Genomic DNA, 22409 nt, shown 5'->3' with positions numbered 1-22409 from the left:
GCGATTATCGCACCCGCGGCGCGCCCTCGCGACCGGCGAGCACCGCCTACGCATTCGTCCAGGACGCGCACCAGCCGTGCGCCGCGACCTGTTTCGCGCCAAAGAGCGCGCAACCGCCGTACGGATCGCTCGCGCTGCCCTGATAAAGCGAGCAGTTGCTGCAGGTCTGGCTGGCCGCCCAGCCCGGAAATTTCGCGCGGTCGACCTTCGAGGCATCGAGCCGGTAGCCGAGTTTTTGTGCAGCGGGATCGTCCTCGCTGAGTTTCGGTGCGTCGGCGAGGGCCGCGCGGGACAACGCCAGCGACGACACCATGCCGGAGCTGAGAATGAGAAAGCTGCGACGCGATGCTTGCATGACCGGATCCGGATTGTGGGGAGTTTTGTCGAAAACCGCTGTGTTGCGCGACCGGGATTACCACGCGCCGACAGCGTGATTTCAGTTGGCTGGCAGCGCAGCGATCTCACGCGAATTCAATTGACACTATCCGCGTTTACGCGGAACGATCTGCTTTCATGCCGCTCCGACAGAGAGACATATCGTACGCGGGAACACTCATGAATTCGCATCAAGGCCGTTCGATCGAAGTGGATTTTTTCCGCGGGATCGTGCTGATCGTCATCGTGCTGGACCATATTCCCGGCAGCGTGCTGTCGCATCTGATGCTGCACGCGTACGCGCTGTGCGATTCGGCGGAAGTGTTCGTGTTTCTCGGCGGCTATGCATCGGCGGCGGCTTATATGGCCGTGCTCGACCGTCGCGGTCCGGGCGCCGCCCAGAAGCGCTTTTTCAGACGTAGCTGGGAAATCTATCGCGCGTATCTGCTCACCGCCCTGCTGACGCTCGTCTCGGGCGCCGCGCTCGCGCTCTTTCATCTGAACCGGCCGATGGTCGAGCTGTCCGGCTGGCCACCGTTTTCCAGCGAGCCGCTGCGCGCAGCGCTCGATATCGCGGTGCTCAGGCGTCAGCCGTATCTGTCGAGCGTATTGCCGATGTATGTGATCTTCGCGCTGTGCGTGCCGTTCGCGGTGCCGCTCGCGCGCCGCTCGGCACTGCTTGCGATGACGCTGAGCCTCGCTGTCTGGGCGCTCGCGCGTCCGCTAGCCTCGCTTTTCAGCATTGACGACGTCGGCAATTGGGCTTTCAATCCGTTTGCATGGCAACTGATGTTCGTACTCGGCATCCTGTCCCGCCTGCAGCCGGTCGGCGAGCGTTTTCATACGTCGAATACCGCGCGCTGGCTGACACGGATTGCCGTCGCCGCCGTGCTCGCGTTCGCCGTGGTCAAGCTGTTCGTGCTGACACAGGCGTTACCGGGTCATCTCAAACAGAATCTCTCGATGGATCGTGTGATCAATTTCCTCGTCATCGCGTGGCTTGCCGCGCGTTTCGTGCATACCGGCAGCATCGCGCGGCTGGCACGGCGGCTGCCGGCCGTCGTGACCGTCGGACGCACCGGGCTCGTGTGTTTCGTCACGGGCACGCTGGTCTCGCTCGTCGTCGACACCGCGACGCCACGCGGCCTGCCCGGCTTCGGGCACACGGTGGCGGCGCTCGCCGGCGATCTCGTCGCGATCACGGCGATGCTTGTCATCGCGCGCGGCTGGAGCGGGTGGAAAGGCCTGCAGGCGCGTACGGCCGTCAATAGCGCCGGCTGCGGATGAGCGCGCGAGCCGGTTCATCCGGCGCCCCGCGCGCCTTCGTCTCCTTGCGCGTATCCGTGCGTGTGCCGCTGCGTGTGTCCTTTCGTATGCGCGTTTGCTCCGTGTTGCTGCTGGCCGCGGGTGTTGGCAGCGCAGGCGCGGCGGCGGCGGCCGAACCGACGTTCGCGATGCAATGCATCCAGCTCGCCGGACTCACGCTGCCGCCCGGGATCATCGGTCTGCCCACTGGCGGCGCGCGAATCGACACCGCGGAGATGATCGCCGCGACTGCCCACAACAACCAGGACGGCGAATACTGCCGGATCACGGGCAGCATCAAGCCGCTGAAGGTCGGCACGCCCGATATCCGCTTCGACGTAAACCTGCCACGCCGCTGGAACGGCCGCGCGTTGCAGGTGGGCGGCGGCGGCTATAACGGCGTCGTGGTGAGCGGCACGGATGTGATGCCGTTCTGGCCGGACCGCGCGCCGCTCGCGCAAGGCTACGCGACGTTCGGCGACGATTCCGGCCACGTCGGCAATTCCGCCCTCGCGGTGTTCGGTCTCGTCGACGAAGCGGTCGTCAACTTCGGCTACGCGCATCTGAAGAAGACACACGACGTCGCGCTCGCGCTGATCGGGCACGCCTACGGCCGACGGCCCGAGCACGTGTACTTCGCCGGCGGCTCGACGGGCGGACGCGAAGGCTACACCGTCATGCAGCGCTTTCCCGACGACTACGACGGTGTAATCGCCAACTCGCCCGCGCTGAATTTTTCCGGTGTACGTCTGCTCGGCGTGAAAGTCGGCCAGACCGAGTACGCGACGCCGGGCGGTTTCGTGCCGCGGCCACTGCTTGAGCGCGTCTATCAGCGCACGCTTGAAGTGTGCGACCAGCTCGATGGCGCGGCAGACGGTATCGTGAGCGACGTCAGCGCATGTCGCAGGCACGAGGCGGACATGATCGCCTCGTTACGGTGTCCGCCGGGCGAAGCCGGCGTCGCGAACGGCACCTGCCTGTCGAATGCCCAGCTCGCGACACTCGACGTGCTACGCGGCGGGATATCGTTGCCCTGGCCGCTCGCATGGAACGTGACCCGCTATCGCGGCTACAACGTGTTTCAGGGCGCGCTCTTCACCGGCATGCTCGGTCTTGCGCGCAACGACGCCTGTGGCACGTCGCCCACGATCGTCGCAAACGGTTATCTGTTTTCGCAGGGCAACGGCTACGCCCGGTACTTCATCGCGCGCGACCCGGCCTTCGATTCGCTGAAGTTCGACGTGCTGCATCCGGGCCGATACCGTCAGCAGATCGTGGCGCTCTCGCGGACGATCGGCGCGATGAACCCCGACCTGAGCCGCTATATCGCACGCGGCGGCAAGCTGATCACCCTGCACGGGCTCGCAGACGAAGTCATCAGCCCGAACCAGACGATCGCGTATTACGAAGCACTCGTGGACCGCTTCGGCTCCGGCACGGTCGACTCGTTCATGCGGCTTTACATGGTGCCTGGCTTCCAGCACGGCAGCGGCGCGTTCATTCCATCGACGGATCTGCTCGGTGCACTCGACACCTGGGTGACGCGCGGCACCGCCCCGGAGACGCTGATCGCGACCGATATCGCCGCGGCGACCAACGGACGTTCGCGGCCGCTATGCCGGTATCCGATGTTTCCGCGCTATGGCGGCAAGGGGAATGTGAATTCCGCGAGCAGTTTTATCTGCGTGGAGTCTTGAACGATGTGAGACGTACCCGGCCCGACCGGTTCCAGCGGCTCTGCCTGGCAGCAGGGAAATAATGGCTGGAACATATCCGCGGCCGCCTGACGCCCTGTGCCCTTCCCTCCGGGTTCCTGCCTGGAGCGGGACGGGATAAACCGCCCGGTAATCATGTTCGGGTAGCTTTGCCCAGGCCCCATCATTGGAAACACAGTTGACGAATTCCAGATGTGACGGATTGAATGCGAGCACGACATCGAACGGCCCGTCGCCCGTCTGCGTGACACTGCTAAAGCCCTTGTGATGCTTGACGTCGCCTGCCGAAGGGTGGCCCCATCCTTGCCGTCGAACTCGGCGCCCAGCGTGCCGCAATACGTCTCTTCGAGCGCCGTGACGATATCGCGCAGCGTTGCGTCTTCGTCGAAAAGCAACGTGTCGGCCGTGCTGAAGCGCGTGGACATGTCTGCCGCCGACAAGCCGTGGAACAGAGGCGTGAGTTCGACTGGAGCATGTGGCGAAGTCCACAGCAGCGGGTCCAGCTTTGCCTTGCGCGTGCCGACCATGCGGAACGCCGCAATCAGCGACTGCACCGCCACCTGCTTTCTCGCGATCGCAAGACCGTCATCGCGCGTCATCTCCACGATGCGCGACCGCTTGCCCGGATCGATGAAGGTGAGCCTTTGCGTGGAAAGCCAGTGGCATGTATCGTCGCTGACATAGCCGGTTGTTCCCATCCGGTGAATCAAATGTACTTCATGAAAAGGCCGACACCATCCGTGACTCACTCCGATTCACTTCAAGGTCTTCCGGATATTCTGGAACCGGGTCTATCAGTTGTATTTTGCGGAATAAATCCAGGCGTCCGTGCGGCATCGACCGGCCGTCACTTTGCCGGCAGAGGCAACCGGTTCTGGCGGGCCGTTCATCTAGCGGGTTTTACTCCTCAACAGATTCGCCCTGAAGACGACCGCACGTTTCTGCAATATGGTTGTGGCCTGACAACCGTAGTCTCGCGTCCGACGGCACGAGCGGACGAGTTGTCACAATGGGAGTTCGACGCGGCTGCGGCTGAATTCGAGCGGAAGATTGAACGCCATGCGCCGCGATACGTCGCCTTCCTCGGAAAGATGGCGCTCTCGGCAATGTCCGGCAAACGCGATATCTGCTGGGGCCCGCAACCGGCAGCGTTCGGCGGCGCCCGCGCATGGGTACTGCCAAATCCCAGCGGCCTGAACCGTACATTCAGTCTCGACGTGCTGGTGATCGCCTACCGTGAACTTCGTCTTGCAGTCGCAACGGCTGACTCGGTTTAGAGAACCGTATGCGGGCCGTGGTTAGCGTGAACGCCTGTTCATGGAAATTCACGCGCGGCCTGCCTGAGCTTTAAGAAACGCGCCCCATCTCCGACAATCAGATAACCCATCGCGACGCGCGCCGCAAGATCGCCTGCATCGCAGCGTCGTGATCGCCTGATAGCGGTCGTTAGCCTGAACCAGCGCGCGCTGGCGATTGCACGACAACCGTACAAGGCAGGCGCAGTCGATTCTCTCGATGTTCTTAACGTGCAAAAACAGTTGCTCGACGCGCAGAGCAACCTTGAGCAAGGCCGCCGCCGACGCCAATCTCATCACGCTATGCAAGGTACTTGGCGGCGGGTGGGAATCAACGTATGCCCAACAGGACATTCCTCGTTGACGCGGTGTTTTGTTGTGAGCGCCATGGGTAAGGAAGATGTGCGTGGCGGAGCATCGTCCTGAATGCCGGTTGCCCCGTACATGTAGTTTTTTTCAAGTGCTGCGGACATCCGTTCGCAGCAGGGGGTTTCCGGAGGTCATCATGAAGTCTTTTGCGCGCACTCTTGTCATCGCGGCCCCTGGCCGCACCCGCCTTGTCTTTCGCACAGGAAAGCAGTCCGGCAAGTCAGGCCGGGATGCGCACTGCCCAGTCACAACAGGACAACGATGTTCAGGCATCGAGCTACGGAGGTGCTGCTGACAGCAAAAAATGGCCCCCTGGCAGTGTTGGCGGCTCGGCAGGCGCTTCTTGCCAGTTTCGAGCTCCCAATGGAACAAGGTTTGGCCAAAGAGGCGGAACTCCAACGCAATTTGCTGCTTACCGACGATGCGACCGAAGGGATCGCCGCTTTTGCTGCAAGGCGCGAGCCGCAATACAAAGGCGCTTGAGGCCGGAACTCCCGAATTTCGCTCGATCCTCATGGGGCAAAGGTGGGCACGGACCTGACTGACAAGGTAGCGTGCGTGATAGAATCTCGTCCGTTTTATGACCCTGCCGGGGTGATGAAATTGGTAAACATAGCGGACTTAAAATCCGCCGCTTAACAGCTTGCCGGTTCAAGTCCGGTCCCCGGCACCAGCTAGTATGCCGGTCGATTCCTGGAAACTCCTTAAACCCTTGATGCAGCAATGCTTCGAGGGTTTTTTGTTTCCCGGGAAACTCGGAGGGTTCCGTTGACAATGGGGACATGTGGGGGATGACCGGCAAACCGGCTGCCGTCCATCTCTATTCGAACTGCCATTGTCATAAGGGGATCCTGACGCCAGGCGCACAAGATCTCCGGTTCCTCGCAACGCTCGAATAAATTCCAGTCCAGAAACACGATACGAAACGTCGGTCTATCGCGATCCCGTAGCACACTTAACGAACGCTTCATCACCCTCTCGCAACGCCAGTTTCCTGCGTGTACCGCCACGCATGACCATCGCGACCGTTTGGTAGCAGCGGTATGCCCGTGTTACGATCGCTTACACGCTCTAGTGAAAAACAGGTGTTCGGTAAAGGTGTTTTGTTCGTGCCGGATGATTGGACGACGTGTAGCGACAGGCAAGTAATGCCGCTAACGGGTAGATTCGCCGACCTGCGTTGTGCCCTCGCCCTGGCCTGTCTTAACCCATCGCGAGGATCGAGTGAGCCGTCTTGTCGTTGTTTCAAATCGTACCGCCGATCCCCGAAAGGCTGCAGCCGGCGGCCTTGCAGTTGCAGTGAAGGAGAGTCTGCAACAGACGGGTGGCCTGTGGTTTGGCTGGAGCGGAAAACTTCGCGATAGCGAATCCGGGACATCCGGCGAGAGCGACATCAAGCTGCAAACGGTCGGCAACGTGCAACTGGCGACACTCGACCTGACCCAGGAAGATCACGATACCTACTACCTCGGGTACTCGAACAAGGTTCTATGGCCGGTATTTCACTACCGGCTCGACCTCGCGAATTTCAACGTTCGATTCGCCGCCGGATACCGGCGTGTCAACCAGCTGTTTGCCCGCAAGCTGATGTCCCTGCTTAGACCCGACGACATCATCTGGGTCCACGACTACCACCTCATTCCCCTCGCTACAGAACTGCGCGCCCTGGGTTGTGGCAACCGGATCGGATTCTTCCTGCACATTCCCATGCCGCCGCCGCTCATCATGGCTGCGATTCCCGAGCACGAATGGCTCATGCGTTCACTGTTCGACTACGATCTGGTCGGCTTTCAGAGCGAGGCGGACGTGACCCATTTCGCCGGATACGTCGAGTCCGAAGCAAAGGCCGACACGCTGCCTGGCAACCGCCTGCGTGCGTTCAATCGCACGCTGCGCGTCGGGGCATACCCAATCGGGATCGATGTCGATGAATTCGCCAGCCTGGCAAGGAGCCGGGATGGCGTCGAAATGTTCGGGCAGATCCGCGAGGAGTACTCGCGCCGCCGCCTGCTTCTGGGTGTGGACAGGCTGGACTACTCGAAAGGTCTGCCGCAGCGGGTCCATGCCTTTCGTGAACTTCTCGCGAAATATCCCGAGAACCGCAACAGTGCGACGCTCATCCAGATCGCCTCGCCAAGCCGGGAGGACGTGGGCGCGTATGACGATCTTCGCGTTGAAATGGACAGCCTGTGCGGCGCGATCAACGGTGACTATGGCGAACTGGACTGGATGCCGGTTCGGTACATCCATCGCAATGTCGCGCGCAAGAAGCTGCCCGGTCTTTATCGCGCGAGTCGTGTCGCGCTTGTAACGCCGCTGCGTGACGGCATGAATCTGGTCGCCAAGGAATTTATTGCCGCACAGGATCCGTCGGATCCAGGCGTGCTGGTTCTATCCCGATTCGCGGGCGCGGCTGAGCAGCTAAAAGAAGCGCTCCTTGTGAATCCGTACGATACGCAAGGAACCGCGCTTGCGATCCAGCGTGCGCTCACGATGTCGATTGAAGAGCGGACTGCCCGCCACACGGCATTGATGCAACGGATCAGGCAGTTCGACGTCCACTGGTGGAGTTCGAGTTTTCTCGCGGATCTCTCATCCACGGAAAGCAGCGGCGATTTCCGGGCAGTCGTGAGCAGTTCGGCAAATCTCCTGAACTAGTCTGCCAGGCGGTCGGCACAACCCACCGGGTGGTAAAGCGGCCTCGTGCGCGATGGCTTAATGGGAAGGCTCGAAGTGTGCCGCCGGCGTATCTTTATCGTGCGTCGCGTACTTCTCGATCATCGTGGCGCTCGCCCGATTCACCCCTGTCGTTTCGACCGCGATGCCGTTGCGACGGAACTTGTGCACGATCCGGTCAAGCGCGTCGATTGCCGTGAGGTCCCAGAAATGTGCGTGCGACAGATCGAGACGCACCGACTGGACCGTCTCCCTGAAGTTGAACTCCGACACAAGCGCTTCCGATGAAGCGAAAAAAACCTGCCCGCGAATGAGGTAGCGGCGCTCGCTTTTCGCTTCGTCCAGCGACGATTCGACGACCAGCACCTGGCGCACCTTCGACGTGAAGAACAGCGCGCTTAGCAATACGCCGATAAAGACGCCGATGGCGAGATTCCCGGTCGCCACGACGACAGCGACTGTCGCCAGCATCACGATCGATGAGCTTTTCGGGTGCGTCCGCAGGTTCCGGATGGAGCGCCAGTTGAATGTGCTGATCGAAACCATGATCATGACCGCGACGAGCGCGGCCATGGGTATCTGTTTGACCCACGGCCCCAGGAACACGACGAGTACGAGCAGGAACGCACCGGCAACGAATGTGGACAGACGCCCTCGCCCGCCGGATCTTACGTTGATAACCGTCTGGCCGATCATCGCGCACCCGGGCATGCCGCCCAGGAAACCCGCTGCGATGTTTGCGAAGCCCTGACCGCGACATTCCCGGTTCTTGTCGCTAGATGTATCCGTGAAGTCATCCACAATGGCCGCCGTCATGAGCGACTCAAGAAGACCCACTACAGCGATGCCAAGCGAATACGGAAAGATGATTCGCAGTGTGTCGAAAGAGAACGGGACGTGTGGCAGCGAAAATACCGGCAATTCATCTGGAAACGAACCCATATCGCCGACGGTGTGCAAACTTAAATGCAGCGCCATTGAAATCGCCGTCAACACGATGATGCACACGAGTGGCGACGGCACTGCCCGCGTGACGCGCGGAAAGAGATAAATGATGCCGAGGCCGCCAGCCACCATCAGGTAGACGTACCACGGCACATTGTGCAGTTGAGGCATCTGCGCGAGGAAAATCAGGATCGCGAGCGCGTTGACGAAACCCGTGATCACCGAGCGCGACACGAAGCGCATTAGCGCACCGAGTTTCAGCAGGCCTGCGCCGATCTGCAGCACACCGGCAAGAATGCCGGCGGCAAAGACATATTCGACACCATGTGTCTTTACGAGCGACGTGAGCAACAGCGCCACCGCGCCGGTAGCCGCGGAAATCATGCCAGGACGACCGCCAGCGATTGCCGACACGACCGCGATGCTGAACGCGGCGTACAGGCCAACCTTCGGGTCGACGCCTGCGATGATGGAAAATGCAAGTGCTTCTGGAATGAGCGCAAGGGCGACGACAATGCCGGCGAGAATATCCGCGCGGATGTTCGAGAACCACTCCTCGCGTAGCGTATGGGTTTTCATTGGAAAAGCCGGGTGCGGTTGCAGCGCGGCATTCTACCCGATTGTTCACATGCCACTCCGCAGGCGGCGTGGCACCCGCGGCCCGCTGCCGTCATCGCCCAGTCACAAACCTTCCAGATAATCCGCTCGACGAAAACGTTTACAACACGGGGCGAGTGGATGATTCCTACGATCAAGGATGTCGCGGCGCATGCGGGCTTCTCGATTGCAACGGTCTCACGGGCGATCAACGCACCGCATACCGTCAATCCGGTCACGCTCGACAAGGTACGTCAATCGATCGACGCCCTTCACTTCCGTCCCAGTCCGCTTGGCCGCCAGTTGCGTGGCGAGCGCTCGCGCCTGGTCGGCGTCGTGCTGCCGACGCTCGCGAATCCTGTCTTCGCGGAATGTCTGCAGGGCATCGACGAACTCGCTTCGGCACAAGGCTATCGCCTCATGCTGATGACGACGCAATACGATGCCGACCGTGAACGCCACGCAATCGAGACGTTGCGCACACAACGTGTCGAAGGAATGATCCTGACTGTCGCCGATGCCGACACGCACCCCGTGCTCGACGAACTCGACCGCGACAGTTTGCTCTACGTGTTGATGCATAACGATACGGTGCGCCGTCCCTCGGTCTCGGTCGACAACCGGCTTGCCGCATACGATGGCGTGCGCATGCTGATCGCCCACGGCCATCGCCGCATCCTGATGCTCGCCGGCACGCTTGCCGCGTCGGACCGCGCACGGATGCGCCATGCAGGCTACGCGCAGGCGATGCAGCAGGCCGGTCTTCAGCCCGCACCGGCGCTCGAGATCGACTTCAATGCCGACGAACTCGCACCTTCGGTGCTCGCGCATCTGACCCGTGGCCCGGCGCGTCCCACCGCCCTGTTTTGCAGTAATGATCTGCTTGCGATGGTCGTGATGCGCGGCCTGCGCCGCGCGCAGTTCGACATGCCGCGCGATATGTCGATTCTCGGTTTTGACGGGCTCGCGGTCGGCGACCTGCTGTCGCCGCCGCTGGCGAGCATCGGTGCGCCAAATCGCGAGATCGGCTGCGCCGCGTGGCGCCGGCTCACCGGTCGCATCGAAGGCACGTATGAAAGCGATGCGTCGCTCTCGCTGACATTGCCGCACACGCTGCGCGCAGGCGCGACGATCGCCGCCATCGCAAGCGACGGCGGTGTCGCCCGCGCGCGCGAATTGCCGCAGGCAGGCCGGTGAAATCCACGCGCGCGTCCTCTCCCACGCTCACGCTTCATCCGTATGCATTGACACTTCCCCTGAAAGGAGACCTGTTGTGAACCGTCGCCCCTTCGTTATCGATTCGCTGCTGCGCCGGCTCGTGCGCGCGGCAGGCATGACGCTCGTCGCGTCGGCCGCGCTGCTGGCGGCACCGCTCACCCACGCCGAAGAAACCGCGATCTGCTACAACTGCCCGCCCGAATGGGCCGACTGGGCCAGCCAGATCGCGGCGATCAAGCAGAAGACCGGTATTCGCGTGCCGTACGACAACAAGAATTCGGGCCAGGCGATTGCGCAGTTGATGGCCGAGCAGAAAAGCCCGGTCGCCGATGTCGTATATCTCGGCGTGTCCTCGGCGTTCCAGGCGAAGGAAAAAGGCGTGATCCAGCCGTACAAACCGGCGCACTGGAACGACATTCCCGCGAACCTGAAGGACCCGCAGGGTTACTGGTTCGCGATCCATTCCGGCACGCTCGGTTTCTTCGTCAACAAGGATGCACTCGAAGGCAGACCCGCGCCGCGCTCATGGGCGGATCTGCTGAAACCCGAATATAAGGGCATGGTGGGTTATCTCGATCCGTCGAGTGCGTTCGTCGGTTACGCAGGGGCGGTCGCGGTGAATCAGGCATTGGGCGGCACGCTCGATAATTTCGAGCCGGGCCTCGACTGGTTCTGCAAGATGAAGGCCAACGCGCCGATCGTGCCGAAACAGACGGCCTATGCGCGCGTGCTGTCCGGCGAAATTCCGATCCTGCTCGACTATGACTTCGACGCCTATCGCGCGAAGTACAAGGATCACGCGAACGTCGAGTTCGTGATTCCAAAGGAAGGCACGATTTCCGTGCCGTACGTGATGAGTCTCGTGAAGGGCGCGCCGCACGATGCGAACGGCAGGAAGGTGCTCGATTTCGTGCTGTCCGATGAAGGCCAGACACTGTGGGCGAACGCGTATCTGCGCCCTGTACGCGCAGGCGCGATGAGCAGCGAGGCCGCTTCGAAGTTCCTGCCCGCCAGCGACTACGCACGCGCCCAGCCGGTCGACTTCGGCAAGATGGCCGCAAAGCAGACCGCCTTCGGCGAACGCTATCTGCAGATCATGCATTGAACGAAAGCGCGACCTGTGCGCGGTTTTAACGCGCGCAGGTCGCGACAATGCCGGCACGCCCACGTTTATTACGCCTCTCACACCCGTCATGCACGACATCACGTTCCCGTTACGCTGGCGCATCGCGCTGCTCGCACCGGCGCTCGCCGTCTTTATCGCGTTCTGGCTGTTCCCCGTCGTCGTGCTGCTGCAGGTCAGCGCCGACGGTCACGCGTTCGAAACGTATCGCATGCTGCTCGGCAATGGCCGCTATATGCGCAGCCTCGGCGCAACCGTCGTCCTGTCCGCCGCGGTCACGCTGACGACGCTCGTGCTGTCGGTGATCGCGGGTCTGCTGCTCGCACGTCGCGAATTCACGGGCAAGCGCGCGCTGCTCGCATTGCTGACGTTTCCGCTCGCGTTTCCCGGCGTGGTCGTCGGCTTCATGGTGATCATGCTCGCCGGGCGACAAGGTCTGATCGGTGCGCTCTCGCTGAAACTCACCGGCGACCGCTGGGTCTTCGCGTATTCGATGAGCGGGCTCTTTCTCGGCTACCTGTATTTCTCGATCCCCCGCGTGATCGTCACGGTAATGGCATCGGCCACGAAACTCGATGCGTCGCTCGAAGAAGCCGCGCGCTCGCTCGGTGCATCGCCGTGGCAGATCATGCGCGACGTCGTTCTGCCGGCGCTCTCACCAGGCTTGATCGCCGCCGGTGCGGTGTGCTTCGCGACCGCGATGGGCGCGTTCGGCACCGCGTTCACGCTCGCCACCGACATCGACGTGCTACCGATGACCATCTACACCGAGTTCACGCTGAACGCGAACATGGTGACGGCCGCGGGCCTGTCGATCCTGCTCGGCGTCGTGACGTGGCTGGTACTGGCGCTCGCGCGAAGCGCAACCGGATCGGCAGTTGCCGCTACCGCGTAATGCAGGAGGATCAGCGCATCATGAGTTCGCTCGCACACAGCAGTGCATCGACGGCGCCTGCGGGACGCGCGTCCAGGTTTCCCTCTCTGCGTACGTGGCTCGCGCTCGGGCAATGGTGCGTTACGCTCCTGCTGTGCGCGTTCCTGATTCTTCCCGTCGTGATGTCGATCGTCGCGGGATTGACGGTCAACTATTTTCAGGGCGTCGCGAGCGGACTGACGTTGCGCTGGCTCGTCGAAGTGTGGACGCAGTATCACGCGTCGGTGTTTCTTTCGCTCGAAGTCGCGGCGGCCACGCTCGTCATCACGCTGCTGACCGGCGTTCCGGCGGGTTACGCCCTCGCGCGCAGCAAGACGCGTCTGTCACGTGTCATCGAGGAACTGCTGGTACTGCCCGTCGCGCTGCCGGGGCTCGCTTCCGCGCTCGCGCTTCTCGTCGTATACGGCGGATGGACGATGTTTCGCATGAGCGTTGCGTTTATCGTCGCCGGTCATGTGGTGTTCACGTTGCCGTTCATGGTGCGCGCCGTCTCCGCCGTCTGCGCGGGGTCCGATCTGCGTACGCTTGAAGAAGGCGCGGCAAGTCTCGGCGCGAGGTTTTTTCAGCGCTTCGTCACGATCGTCCTGCCGAACGCGAAACCCGGCATCGTCGCGGGCGCGCTTGCCGTGCTCACGCTGTCGATCGGCGAATTCAACCTCACGTGGATGCTGCATACACCCGATACCAGGACGCTCCCGGTCGGGCTCGCCGACACGTATGCATCGTTACGTATCGAAATCGGCAGCGCGTACACGATCCTCTTCTTCCTGATGACGATGCCGCTGCTGATCGTCATGCAATGGCTCGGCGTCGATGCCACCGGGCAGCGGCGCGGCGCTTCGAAACATCGCGCGCGTGCCCCGCTCTCTTCGCCCGATACCCCGAACCATCCGGACGTTACGCCATGAAACTCGCCTCCGTTCCCATCACGCTGAACCGCTGCTCGAAGACGTTTCGCGATACCCGCGTGCTCGAACCGCTCGACCTGTCGATCGAGGCAGGCGAAACACTGGTGCTGCTCGGGCCGTCAGGCTGCGGCAAGACCACGACGCTGCGCATGATTGCCGGCCTCGAAACGCCCGACGCCGGCGGCCGCGTGCTGTTCGGCGACGAAGATGTCACGGCGCTGCCCATCGAGCGACGCCAGGTCGGCATGGTGTTCCAGAGTTACGCGCTGTTCCCGAATCTGAACGTGCGCGGCAATATCGGCTATGGCCTGAAAATCCGGCGCGTCGCGGCCGCGACGTTGCGTGGGCGCGTCGACGAACTGCTCGCGATGATGCGTCTCACCGACCACGCCGACAAGCCGGTCGACCAGCTCTCGGGCGGCCAGCGCCAGCGCGTCGCACTGGCGCGTGCGCTCGCGCTGCAACCGCGCGTGCTGTTACTCGACGAACCGCTGACCGCGCTCGACGCGCGTCTGCGCGACGCATTGCGCGCTGAAATGAATACGCTGCTGCGCGATCTCGGTGTAACGACCGTCTACGTCACGCACGACCAGGCCGAAGCGATGGAACTCGGCGATCGCATCGTCGTGATGAGCGCGGGACGCATCGAGCAGATCGGCACGCCGCGCGGCATTTACTACCAGCCGGCGAACCGCACCGTCGCCGGGTTCATCGGCACGATCAACCGGCTTGCGGGAGAATGGCGCGATGGCGCGTTGATCACGACCGGCGGCGCAGTGCCGGCGGCACGTCCGGCGCACGCGTCCGGCACGGGTACGCGCGAACTGTTTTTCCGGCCCGAGGACGCGCAACTGGTCGACCCGGCGCACGCGCAACTGCGTGGGACGATCGACGGTGCGTCGTTCCTCGGCGAACGTACACGCCTCACGATCCGTGGCGCGGCACCCGATGTGCTCGTCGTCGATGTCGCCGGGCGCGTCGAACTGGCGTGCGGAACACCAGTCGGGCTGTCGATCGCCGAGGACGCGCTGATCGCGCTCGCGTGATAATGCAATACTGTTCAAACGTCTGACTACGTACGTAAGGACCTTTCTTCATGCTTATCGCCCAGATCAGCGACCTGCACATCAAGACCCCCGGCGCGCTCGCCTACCGGCGCGTCGATACCGCCGCCGCACTTCAGCGTTGCATCGTACGGCTCAATGCGCTGGTACCGCGACCCGACGTGGTGCTGATGACGGGCGATCTCGTCGACCAGGGCACGGTCGAACAATATCGTCATCTGAAGTCGCTGCTCGCCGCGCTCGAGATTCCGTATTACCTGCTGCTCGGCAATCATGACGGGCGCGCTGAAATTCGCGAGGTGTTTCCCGAGCGCGCGGAACTGTTCGAAGGCGGCGAGTTCGTGCACTACGCCGCCGACATCGGCCCGATCCGCTTCATCGCGCTCGATTCGCTGCAGCCTGGCCAGAGCGCGGGCCAGCTGTGCGACGCGCGTCTCGCGTGGCTCGTCACGCAACTCGACGTCGCGCGCAACCGGCCCGTGATCGTCGCGCTGCATCATCCGCCGTTCGAATGCGGCATCGGTCATATGGACCGCGCGCGGCTCGATCCGCCCGCCGCCGTGCGTCTCGCAGCGCTCATCGCGCAGCATCCGAACGTCGAGCGCGTGATCTGCGGCCACGTGCACCGGCCGATGTTCGTGCGCTTCGGCGGCACGATTGCGTCAGCTGTGCCCGCGCCCGCCCATCAGGTCGCGCTCGATCTGCGCGACGATGCGCCGTCCGCCTTCGTGCTGGAACCGCCCGCGTTCGCGTTGCACCGCTACGAGCCCGCCACCGGCATCGTCACGCATCACGCGTATGTCGACGCCGCCGACGGCCCATATCCGTTCCATGAGCCGGCTGGCGCGTTGATCGACTGAGCGCGTCCGCGGCAAGAGCGTACAAAGGCGAAACGACGCGAAGGCGCAAGGGCACAAAGCCATGCCCAGCAGGGTCGCGCGCGCTCCGGTATGATCGGCACGCTCAAGGTGCCGCCGATGCGCGGCACCGCCTCTCCGGCTGGGCAGCTGATTGACTGGCCGGTTGAGCCCATCCCGTTCGCCTTTACGTATTTCCATGTCCACATCCGGTTCGAGTGCTACCGATCCTTCCCCTGCTTCGCTGCGCGGCCTGTTGTTGCTGCTCGCGACGATCGCCGGGGTCGGCGCCGCCAACATCTATTACAACCAGCCGCTGCTCGACGATTTCCGTCAGTCGTTTCCGCACAGCGCGTCGTGGATCGGCGCTGTACCGGCGGTCACGCAGCTTGGCTACGCGCTCGGCATGCTGCTGCTCGCGCCGCTTGGGGACCGCTTCGACCGGCGCTTCCTGATCCTGCTGCAGACGGCCGGCATGTGCGTCTCGCTGCTCGTCGCGGGCATCGCCCCCAGCCTTACGGTCCTGATTGTCGCGAGCCTCGCGATCGGCGTACTGGCGACGATCGCGCAGCAGGCCGTGCCGTTCGCGGCCGAACTGGCACCGCCCTCGGCTCGCGGACACGCCGTCGGCATGGTGATGAGCGGCCTCCTGCTCGGCATCCTGCTCGCCCGGACCGCCGCGGGTTTTGTCGCGGAGTATTTCGGCTGGCGTGCGGTGTTCTTTGCCTCGGTCGTCGCGTTGCTTGGCCTCTCGGTTGTCATCGTGATGCGCCTGCCGCACAGCAAGCCGACGTCGACGCTCAGCTACGGCAAACTGCTCGCCTCGATGTGGCATCTGAGCGTGGAGCACCGCGGGCTGCGCGAGGCATCGCTCACGGGCGCCGCGCTGTTCGCCGCGTTCAGTATCTTCTGGTCGGTGCTGTCGCTGCTGCTTGCCGGGCCGCCGTTTCATCTGGGGCCGCAGGCGGCTGGCCTCTTCGGCATCGTGGGCGCCGCGGGCGCGCTGGCCGCGCCGCTTGCCGGCAAGTTCTCCGACCGGCGCGGGCCGCGCTCGATCATCACACTCGCGATCGGGCTCGTCGCCGTGTCGTTTGTGATTTTCGGCGTGTCGGGCGCGAGCATTGCCGGGCTGGTCGTCGGTGTGATCGTGCTCGATATCGGCGTGCAGGCCGCGCAGATTTCCAACCAGTCGCGCATCTACGCACTCAAGCCCGAAGCGCGCAGCCGCGTGAATACGGTCTACATGGTGTGCTATTTCATCGGCGGTGCGGCAGGATCGGCAATCGGCGCGCTCACGTGGCAGGCGGCTGGCTGGATCGGTGTGTCGGTTGCCGGTTTTCTGTGCGCCGCGCTCGCGGCATGGAATCATCTGCGCGGTGGTCCGGCAGCGGTCCGCGCGACCTGAACGCGTCGCGCATTCATCTGAACCATCTGGGACCGGTCGCGTGGTCCGTCGACAATCAGACGGGCCGGCTGCCGCGCGAGCGCGCGTAGTCGTGCAACGCGTCGATCACGCGATCGAATTCGAACGATTTGTCGTAGAAGTGGCGGACGCCATACTGCTCGCAGCGCGCGCGGTACGCCGGCAAGGCGTGATTCGTGAGTACCGCCGCAAAAGTCGTGTCGATCAGTCCGTCGCGCTGAAGATAAGCCAGTACCGGCACGCCTGAACCGTGCTTGAGCTGCAGATCGACGATCACGGCGTCGAACCGCTCGCCGTCGAGCAGCGCGATGGCGTCGTCGGCAGTATCGGCCCAGGCGGCCACCTGGAGCGTGCCGGAAGCATCGATCGCTTCCACCAGACTGCGCCGGATCAGCGGCGAATCCTCGATCAGCAGCACGCGTAACGGCGCGCTGCGGGTTTCGTCGGAAAGCGTTTCAGGTTCGCGGCTCATGGGATGGTTTGCCATTGCATGCCTACTCGATCAGGCCGCTCTTGATCGCGTAGTACGTCAGGTCCGCGTTGTTCGTGAGATTCATTTTCTCCAGCACGCGCGCGCGATAGGTGCTCACTGTCTTCACGGAGAGATGCAGTTCCTCGGCGATATCGGTGGGAATCTGTCCGGCGGCAAGCTTGCGGAAGATCTGGAATTCGCGCTCCGATAACTGCTCGTGCGGCTGGCCCGCGGCCGGTTTGTCGAGATTGTTCGCAAGCGTATCGGCTATCGTCTCCGACAGATAACGGTGTCCACGCGCCACCGCGCGGATCGCCCGCACGATCTCGTCGGGCTCGCAGTCCTTGTTCAGATAGCCGTTGGCACCCGCGCGCAGCAGATTGATCGCATATTGGCTCTCGGGATAGCCGGACAGAATCAGCACGCCCTGCTCGGGGCGCACCTGCTTGATGACGCGCAGCGTATCGATGCCGTTCTTGTCGGGCATCGCGATATCGAGCAGCACAACGTCGAACGCCTGCTCACGCACGTGACTGATCGCTTCGTCGCCGGTCGAGGCTTCCGCCGCGACGCACATGTCCGGCTCATCGGCGACGAACTGTCTGAACCCGCCTCGTACGATGGCGTGATCGTCCGCTATCAAGACTCGAATCATCGGTTCCCATCCATGCCGTGGCGATCCATCCAGAGCACCTATTGTAGTGGTGTCCCGGCGCATGCAAGCCGGGACCGCTTCCGTGCCACGCAACCGCACCGCGGCGTTTGCCGTTTCATCCGCCGGCTCACCTACTTGCGGCCTTCGAGCAGATCCGCCATATCGTCGGCATGCTCTTCTTCGACAGCAAGGATTTCCTCGAAGATACGGCGCGTCGTGACGTCCTTGTCGCCGATATAGTTAATGATCTCGCGATACGAATCGATGGCGATGCGCTCGGCGATCAGGTTCTCGCGGATCATGTCGGTCAGATCCTTGCCTTCCTTGTATTCCGAATGCGCGCGCGAAGCGAGGCCGTCGGGCGCGAAGTCCGGTTCGCCGCCCAGTTGCACGATGCGTGCGGCGAGCGTGTCGGCGTGACCTTGCTCTTCGTTGGCGTGCTCGAGAAACTCCGTGGCGACGCCTTCCGAATTGATCCCTTTGGCCATGAAGTAATGGCGCTTGTAACGCAGCACGCAGATGATTTCCGTCGCGAGCGAATCGTTCAGCAGCTTGAGCACTGTCTCACGATCCGCGGCATAGCTTTGTGTGACCGATCCTTCGGACATGTGCTGGCGCGCCTGCTCGCGGATCTTCTTCACATCCATCACAAAAGAGCCTTTCGCCGTGCTTTGCCCGCTAGAGGTTTTCGACATTTAGCAACTCCTTGTATTGATCCGTGGGGGGACTGCGCGCATGCTGCGAAAGCGGCCACGCGCTTGATAGTGGCGAATGTTCTGGCTAGGTTCGAAACACGCCGAGCAGCAGTGTGACGACGAAGACGACCAGAAAAATATAGAACAGAATCTTCGCGATTTCCGCCGCGCCCGCCGCGATGCCGGTAAAACCGAACACGGCGGCGATGATCGCTATGACGAAAAATATGAGCGCATAGTGAAGCATGGCGTTTCTCCCTGTGACTGCTGGTTCTGGTTAAAGCATTGAATGGAACGGGCTCCAGAACGCGTTTCGCTAGTCGACGATTTTTTTCGTGATGACGAAGCCGATTACAAGAAACACCACGCACAGGATCAGGAACAGCACGAACAGGAATTTGGCGATTCCCGCTGCGCCTGCTGCAATGCCGGTGAATCCACAGAGGCCGGCGACGACCGCGATGACGGCGAAAATCAGCGCCCATTTGAGCATGATCGTTTCCTCCTGTATGCGTAAAAGACCGGGACTGATTCTCATGGTAAAGATGCACGTCGACGTTGACACTCCGGCTCACGCCGTTTTTCGTGTGAGAATCCGCTTACACGCCATGACGGAAGCTTTACTCGCGCTCATGCGCCGTCTGCGTTGACCGGAGCACGCGGCAGAAGGCATGACAGACGCTACACTGGTGCTTCAATTCAGGAGCGACCTTGAATACAGCGACACGACTCAACGACTGGATGCGCGATCGCAGCTGGACGATTGCGATGACGGTAGCGATCGTCATCACAGTCGGGGGTCTTGTGATTCTCGAAACGGGACGCCAGCGCATCGCTGACGAATACGAAACCGCACTCGAAGCGAAAGATGCAACGGTGCAACTGGGCACGCTCGCCGCACAGCTTGCGCAGCTCACCGCCGACGAAAGCACATTCCTTCTGACGAAACAGCAGCTATGGGCAAGCGGCTATTGCACGACCGCAGGGAAGATTCGTCAGACCTCGCAGCAACTCGACGCCTACTTCCGTCATCGGGCCGACAGCGCGGAAGAGACAGGCTTCCGCCAGATCGCGCGGCTGATCGAGGCGCGCACGGGCGCCGGTCGCGACGCGCTGCAACATGCCGGGCCCGACGCCGGTCTGGCGACCTGTCCGGCCACGACAGAGGCACGTCCCGTCGATACCGCGCTGATCGACAGCACGCTCGCGCTGCTGCGCGACAACGAAGAGCGCCGTGCCCAGCACGCCCTCGATGCGAGCCGCGGCGACCAGCGCATCTCGACGTTCATTGCGGGCGGGCTGTCGGCGCTGAACATCGTCCTGTTCATTCTGCTGTTCCGTAACCTCGGCATCCAGTTCGAGCGACAGGCGCGCGTGCAGCGCCAGCTGATCACGCAACAGGAAGAGCTCGACCAGCTTGTCACCGAGCGCACACGCCAGCTCGAAGCGCTCGGCTGGCATCTGCAGGCCGTCAGCGAAAACGAGAAAACGCAGCTTGCGCGCGAACTGCACGACGAACTCGGCGCGATTCTCACGGCGAGCAAGATGGATGTCGCATGGGCGAACCGCAAGCTGAAGGACAACGAGCCCGCGATTTCCGAAAAGCTCGCGCGCGCGCTGGCCAATCTGGATCAGGGTATTGCGCTGAAGCGGCGCATCATCGAGGACATGCGGCCCACCGTGCTCGCCAATTTCGGGCTCGTCACCGCGCTTCGCACGCTCGGCGACGAAGCGGCCCAACGCAATGGCTGGGTGCTCGACCAGCGCCTTCCCGAAGACGACATCAAGCTCGACGAGCAGACGGAAATCGCCCTCTTTCGCGTCGCCCAGGAATCGCTGACGAACGCCGCGAAGTATGCGAACGCGTCGCGCGTGTCGATCGGCCTGACGGTTCACGCAGACCAGGTCGCGCTCGATATCGCGGACAACGGCATCGGCATCACACCGGCCGATCTCAGGCGCACGCACACTCACGGGCTGCTCGGCATGCGCCAGCGGGTCGCCGCGCGCGGCGGTCACTTCGACATCCGGCGCGGCGTTGCCGGCGGCACGGACATTCGCGTCACAATGCCGACGGCCAGCACGATCGCGCCGTCCGACGGGGCGCCCCCGACCTCCGCGCCGCCGGTCACGACACCCGGTGTGCGCACGTAGGACTGCACCGACGCAAACACCGGAGTGTGCCTACAGGAAAATCGCCGCCGCACCGACAGCGCCTGCCTGCCCCCTTTTTTAACATACAATCAGACCCGATCGGCCTGCTTCATCGCCCGGTCGGACGATAGATAGCACGCGTCGAGCCACACGGCGCGTTTGCCAATGCCACACTTCATAAGGGGAACACTCATGACTCGACTGATCGCTTTGCTTCTGCTCGCAGGGTCCGCGATGCTGGTCACCGGCTGCAATACCGTTGCGGGCGCGGGCCAGGATATCTCCAAAGGCGGCAACGCCATTTCGAACTCGGCGGAAAAGGCCAAGTAAATCCGCTGTCCGCGCGCGCCTTCAGGTGCGCGCCCTGACTTTGGCCTCCGAGGGCTGCCTGCCCGTCGCGCCGAATGCGACGGGCATTTTTGTTGTTTGTGCATCCGGTTCGCGGATGCACATGTATCAAGACAAAACGGCGATCCACGCTCGTGGATCGCCGTCGTGCCCTCCCCCCCGCCATGTCGCCTGCGTTATTCCAGCGCGAGCCGTTTCACCGGCATCAGAGCCCGGTGAGGGTATCGTTCAGTTCGATCGCGGGCGTGGTCGTATTGCCGCCTTGCGCGACGAGCATATGCAACTGGTTCGGAATCGCCTGGCTCAGCGCGCCCGCGGTCGGCACCGAAGTGATCAGCCAGTCCGCGTTATTGCCGAGCGTGAACGAGCCCGACTGGTAGATCTTCGTCTTGCTGCCCGCCGTCGTCGCGATCAGCACGTACGTGCCGCCGTTCACATAGATCGAATCCTGGCCGCTTGCAGGCACCGCATTCTTGAACGAAAGGCCTGACATCGTCGGGCTCACGGTTGTGATGTCGGTGCCCGGCGCAACGAGATACAGGTCGATGTTCTGGGCGTTCACCGATGCATTGAAGCCACGCACGCGGGCGCTATTGGACAGCAGCCCCTTGTCGAACGGATCGTCGATCAGGCCGATATCCGGTGTCGGCAGCCCGGGGACCGCGAGCACCGTGTATTCATGACCTTTCGCGACATCAGGAAACGAGCCGCTTGCAAGCGGTGTCGTCGTGCCCGTGGCGGCATAAGCCACCGAGGTCTGTCCGGTGTTGATGTTCGCGAAGTTCGTCACTCCCTTGTAGTCGATTTTGGTTTGCAGCGCTGCGCCGTTCACGAGAAAGTCGACAGTCGGGCCGCTCGGGATTGCATGAACGAAGTGAATAACCGGGTTCGTCAACCCGAGCTCCTTGCCTACGTCGTTGGTGCCGCCACCGCACGCCGACAGGATCGATGCCGCGCCAGCCAGCGCCGCCATGGTTCGGATAAGCTTCATGTTCTCCACCTCTCACAAATGGCTTTAAGCCGTTAATGTGTGGTCGCCGTTTTCTGCCGGCACCTGTTTCGTCGTTCGTTGAAATGGCGTCGTGCAGTACCTTCGTCTAAACGCCGGCGGCCTTTCATATCCCTGGCGGACGTGCCTTCTCCAGACACGATGTCCGCATCGTTCGGACGATCCAGTCGAGCAATTGGTGTGCCTCGGGTCGTCATGAAACGATTACCGCAACGAAAAGCCCCGCGATTCAATGCTTTCGCGGGGGCTAGAATTTTTCCTCGACAGTTTTG

The 22409-nt window shown here is 62.5% G+C and carries 23 protein-coding genes, 1 tRNA gene and 1 pseudogene; 16 read left to right on the top strand and 9 right to left on the bottom strand.

The genetic code is table 11. From position 1 onward, the window contains the following. Window positions 1-46: 46 nt before the first annotated feature. A complete protein-coding gene (locus tag LPA37_RS00350) occupies window positions 47-355 on the bottom strand; it encodes a high-potential iron-sulfur protein (RefSeq protein ID WP_229010998.1) in 309 nt (102 codons plus the stop codon). Window positions 356-555: 200 nt separating this feature from the next. On the opposite strand from LPA37_RS00350, the gene LPA37_RS00345 reads away from it, so the two are divergent. Together LPA37_RS00345 and LPA37_RS00340 are read left to right on the top strand one after the other, a co-directional pair. Continuing rightward, window positions 556-1662, top strand: a complete 1107-nt coding sequence (locus LPA37_RS00345) for an OpgC domain-containing protein (protein ID WP_228975839.1) — start codon at window positions 556-558, stop codon at window positions 1660-1662. A gap of 86 nt (window positions 1663-1748) precedes the next feature. After that, entirely contained in the window at window positions 1749-3377 is a 1629-nt protein-coding gene (locus LPA37_RS00340) for a tannase/feruloyl esterase family alpha/beta hydrolase (protein WP_229010995.1), read from the top strand. On the opposite strand, the gene LPA37_RS00335 is transcribed toward LPA37_RS00340, so the two are convergent. Next, complete coding sequence (locus LPA37_RS00335) at window positions 3320-4093, bottom strand: hypothetical protein (protein WP_229010992.1); 774 nt, start codon at window positions 4091-4093, stop codon at window positions 3320-3322. The two genes, LPA37_RS00340 and LPA37_RS00335, sit on opposite strands and share 58 nt — an antisense overlap. 21 nt (window positions 4094-4114) lie before the next feature. Here LPA37_RS00335 and mug point away from each other — a divergent pair, with 21 nt between their 5' ends. The 5 genes and pseudogenes from mug to otsA all read left to right on the top strand — a co-directional run bounded on the left by mug (window position 4115) and on the right by otsA (window position 7717). Continuing rightward, window positions 4115-4672 (top strand): G/U mismatch-specific DNA glycosylase, encoded by a 558-nt coding sequence (gene mug, locus LPA37_RS00330; RefSeq protein ID WP_228976101.1) that lies wholly within the window; start codon window positions 4115-4117, stop codon window positions 4670-4672. A gap of 141 nt (window positions 4673-4813) precedes the next feature. Next, a pseudogene (locus tag LPA37_RS00325) lies at window positions 4814-5054 on the top strand (TolC family protein); the annotation flags it as partial. A 290-nt stretch (window positions 5055-5344) separates the two neighbouring features. Then, on the top strand, window positions 5345-5542 hold the full coding sequence (locus tag LPA37_RS00320) for a Clp protease/crotonase-like domain-containing protein (RefSeq protein WP_229010991.1): 198 nt from the start codon (window positions 5345-5347) through the stop codon (window positions 5540-5542). A gap of 105 nt (window positions 5543-5647) precedes the next feature. After that, a tRNA-Leu gene (locus LPA37_RS00315) sits at window positions 5648-5732 on the top strand. A gap of 551 nt (window positions 5733-6283) precedes the next feature. Then, window positions 6284-7717 carry an alpha,alpha-trehalose-phosphate synthase (UDP-forming) gene (otsA, locus tag LPA37_RS00310; RefSeq protein ID WP_228976102.1) on the top strand — a complete coding sequence of 478 codons (1434 nt, stop codon included), beginning with the start codon at window positions 6284-6286 and terminating at the stop codon, window positions 7715-7717. Window positions 7718-7774: 57 nt separating this feature from the next. Here otsA and LPA37_RS00305 read toward each other — a convergent pair whose 3' ends face one another. Beyond that, entirely contained in the window at window positions 7775-9259 is a 1485-nt protein-coding gene (locus tag LPA37_RS00305) for a SulP family inorganic anion transporter (protein ID WP_228975846.1), read from the bottom strand. A 159-nt stretch (window positions 9260-9418) separates the two neighbouring features. Here LPA37_RS00305 and LPA37_RS00300 point away from each other — a divergent pair, with 159 nt between their 5' ends. From LPA37_RS00300 to LPA37_RS00270, 7 genes are all read left to right on the top strand, one after another. Beyond that, the gene (locus LPA37_RS00300) at window positions 9419-10474 is read left to right on the top strand and encodes a substrate-binding domain-containing protein (protein WP_228975850.1); all 1056 of its coding nucleotides are present in this window, start codon (window positions 9419-9421) and stop codon (window positions 10472-10474) included. 136 nt (window positions 10475-10610) lie between these two features. Next, window positions 10611-11600: an ABC transporter substrate-binding protein gene (locus tag LPA37_RS00295; protein WP_229011204.1), complete on the top strand. Its 990-nt coding sequence runs from the start codon at window positions 10611-10613 to the stop codon at window positions 11598-11600. 88 nt (window positions 11601-11688) lie between these two features. Beyond that, window positions 11689-12513, top strand: coding sequence for an ABC transporter permease (locus tag LPA37_RS00290; protein WP_229010989.1), 825 nt, complete (start codon window positions 11689-11691; stop codon window positions 12511-12513). A 20-nt stretch (window positions 12514-12533) separates the two neighbouring features. Beyond that, entirely contained in the window at window positions 12534-13460 is a 927-nt protein-coding gene (locus LPA37_RS00285) for an ABC transporter permease (RefSeq protein ID WP_228975853.1), read from the top strand. Further along, the gene (locus LPA37_RS00280; RefSeq protein WP_228975855.1) at window positions 13457-14506 is read left to right on the top strand and encodes an ABC transporter ATP-binding protein; all 1050 of its coding nucleotides are present in this window, start codon (window positions 13457-13459) and stop codon (window positions 14504-14506) included. The genes LPA37_RS00285 and LPA37_RS00280 overlap by 4 nt, the downstream gene beginning before the upstream one ends. A gap of 50 nt (window positions 14507-14556) precedes the next feature. Next, complete coding sequence (locus tag LPA37_RS00275) at window positions 14557-15384, top strand: phosphodiesterase (protein ID WP_228975859.1); 828 nt, start codon at window positions 14557-14559, stop codon at window positions 15382-15384. Between the two features lie 196 nt (window positions 15385-15580). Then, window positions 15581-16786, top strand: coding sequence for an MFS transporter (locus LPA37_RS00270; RefSeq protein WP_229010987.1), 1206 nt, complete (start codon window positions 15581-15583; stop codon window positions 16784-16786). 55 nt (window positions 16787-16841) lie between these two features. Here the strand turns inward: LPA37_RS00270 and LPA37_RS00265 are convergent, their stop codons facing one another. The 5 genes from LPA37_RS00265 to LPA37_RS00245 all read right to left on the bottom strand — a co-directional run bounded on the left by LPA37_RS00265 (window position 16842) and on the right by LPA37_RS00245 (window position 19119). Continuing rightward, window positions 16842-17276 (bottom strand): response regulator, encoded by a 435-nt coding sequence (locus LPA37_RS00265; protein WP_228975871.1) that lies wholly within the window; start codon window positions 17274-17276, stop codon window positions 16842-16844. A gap of 22 nt (window positions 17277-17298) precedes the next feature. After that, window positions 17299-17931, bottom strand: coding sequence for a response regulator (locus tag LPA37_RS00260; RefSeq protein WP_228975873.1), 633 nt, complete (start codon window positions 17929-17931; stop codon window positions 17299-17301). A gap of 131 nt (window positions 17932-18062) precedes the next feature. After that, complete coding sequence (locus LPA37_RS00255) at window positions 18063-18626, bottom strand: ferritin-like domain-containing protein (protein ID WP_228975875.1); 564 nt, start codon at window positions 18624-18626, stop codon at window positions 18063-18065. Between the two features lie 85 nt (window positions 18627-18711). Continuing rightward, window positions 18712-18873, bottom strand: a complete 162-nt coding sequence (locus tag LPA37_RS00250) for a DUF1328 domain-containing protein (protein WP_228975878.1) — start codon at window positions 18871-18873, stop codon at window positions 18712-18714. Window positions 18874-18942: 69 nt separating this feature from the next. Next, complete coding sequence (locus LPA37_RS00245; protein ID WP_228975880.1) at window positions 18943-19119, bottom strand: DUF1328 domain-containing protein; 177 nt, start codon at window positions 19117-19119, stop codon at window positions 18943-18945. Between the two features lie 248 nt (window positions 19120-19367). On the opposite strand from LPA37_RS00245, the gene LPA37_RS00240 reads away from it, so the two are divergent. Together LPA37_RS00240 and LPA37_RS00235 are read left to right on the top strand one after the other, a co-directional pair. Continuing rightward, the gene (locus LPA37_RS00240; RefSeq protein WP_229011202.1) at window positions 19368-20780 is read left to right on the top strand and encodes a sensor histidine kinase; all 1413 of its coding nucleotides are present in this window, start codon (window positions 19368-19370) and stop codon (window positions 20778-20780) included. Between the two features lie 192 nt (window positions 20781-20972). Further along, complete coding sequence (locus LPA37_RS00235; protein ID WP_228975881.1) at window positions 20973-21110, top strand: entericidin A/B family lipoprotein; 138 nt, start codon at window positions 20973-20975, stop codon at window positions 21108-21110. A 223-nt stretch (window positions 21111-21333) separates the two neighbouring features. On the opposite strand, the gene LPA37_RS00230 is transcribed toward LPA37_RS00235, so the two are convergent. Then, the gene (locus LPA37_RS00230) at window positions 21334-22119 is read right to left on the bottom strand and encodes a DUF4397 domain-containing protein (RefSeq protein ID WP_228975884.1); all 786 of its coding nucleotides are present in this window, start codon (window positions 22117-22119) and stop codon (window positions 21334-21336) included. Window positions 22120-22409: the final 290 nt, after the last annotated feature.

The sequence above is a fragment of the Paraburkholderia gardini genome (assembly GCF_907164545.1).
GTDB classification, from domain to species: domain Bacteria; phylum Pseudomonadota; class Gammaproteobacteria; order Burkholderiales; family Burkholderiaceae; genus Paraburkholderia; species Paraburkholderia gardini.
The sequence above is the reverse complement of the archived record's forward strand: the minus strand, read 5'-3'. Positions and strand labels throughout refer to the sequence as shown.

Coding starts and splice junctions, on each gene's coding strand:
- LPA37_RS00350 (WP_229010998.1), bottom strand. CDS start 355: ATGCAAGCATCGCGTCGCAGCTTTCTCATTCTCAGCTCCGGCATGGTG.
- LPA37_RS00345 (WP_228975839.1), top strand. CDS start 556: ATGAATTCGCATCAAGGCCGTTCGATCGAAGTGGATTTTTTCCGCGGG.
- LPA37_RS00340 (WP_229010995.1), top strand. CDS start 1,749: ATGCGCGTTTGCTCCGTGTTGCTGCTGGCCGCGGGTGTTGGCAGCGCA.
- LPA37_RS00335 (WP_229010992.1), bottom strand. CDS start 4,093: ATGGGAACAACCGGCTATGTCAGCGACGATACATGCCACTGGCTTTCC.
- mug (WP_228976101.1), top strand. CDS start 4,115: ATGAAAAGGCCGACACCATCCGTGACTCACTCCGATTCACTTCAAGGT.
- LPA37_RS00305 (WP_228975846.1), bottom strand. CDS start 9,259: ATGAAAACCCATACGCTACGCGAGGAGTGGTTCTCGAACATCCGCGCG.
- LPA37_RS00300 (WP_228975850.1), top strand. CDS start 9,419: ATGATTCCTACGATCAAGGATGTCGCGGCGCATGCGGGCTTCTCGATT.
- LPA37_RS00295 (WP_229011204.1), top strand. CDS start 10,611: ATGACGCTCGTCGCGTCGGCCGCGCTGCTGGCGGCACCGCTCACCCAC.
- LPA37_RS00290 (WP_229010989.1), top strand. CDS start 11,689: ATGCACGACATCACGTTCCCGTTACGCTGGCGCATCGCGCTGCTCGCA.
- LPA37_RS00285 (WP_228975853.1), top strand. CDS start 12,534: ATGAGTTCGCTCGCACACAGCAGTGCATCGACGGCGCCTGCGGGACGC.
- LPA37_RS00280 (WP_228975855.1), top strand. CDS start 13,457: ATGAAACTCGCCTCCGTTCCCATCACGCTGAACCGCTGCTCGAAGACG.
- LPA37_RS00275 (WP_228975859.1), top strand. CDS start 14,557: ATGCTTATCGCCCAGATCAGCGACCTGCACATCAAGACCCCCGGCGCG.
- LPA37_RS00270 (WP_229010987.1), top strand. CDS start 15,581: ATGTCCACATCCGGTTCGAGTGCTACCGATCCTTCCCCTGCTTCGCTG.
- LPA37_RS00265 (WP_228975871.1), bottom strand. CDS start 17,276: ATGAGCCGCGAACCTGAAACGCTTTCCGACGAAACCCGCAGCGCGCCG.
- LPA37_RS00260 (WP_228975873.1), bottom strand. CDS start 17,931: ATGATTCGAGTCTTGATAGCGGACGATCACGCCATCGTACGAGGCGGG.
- LPA37_RS00255 (WP_228975875.1), bottom strand. CDS start 18,626: ATGTCGAAAACCTCTAGCGGGCAAAGCACGGCGAAAGGCTCTTTTGTG.
- LPA37_RS00250 (WP_228975878.1), bottom strand. CDS start 18,873: ATGCTTCACTATGCGCTCATATTTTTCGTCATAGCGATCATCGCCGCC.
- LPA37_RS00245 (WP_228975880.1), bottom strand. CDS start 19,119: ATGCTCAAATGGGCGCTGATTTTCGCCGTCATCGCGGTCGTCGCCGGC.
- LPA37_RS00240 (WP_229011202.1), top strand. CDS start 19,368: ATGCGCGATCGCAGCTGGACGATTGCGATGACGGTAGCGATCGTCATC.
- LPA37_RS00235 (WP_228975881.1), top strand. CDS start 20,973: ATGACTCGACTGATCGCTTTGCTTCTGCTCGCAGGGTCCGCGATGCTG.
- LPA37_RS00230 (WP_228975884.1), bottom strand. CDS start 22,119: ATGAAGCTTATCCGAACCATGGCGGCGCTGGCTGGCGCGGCATCGATC.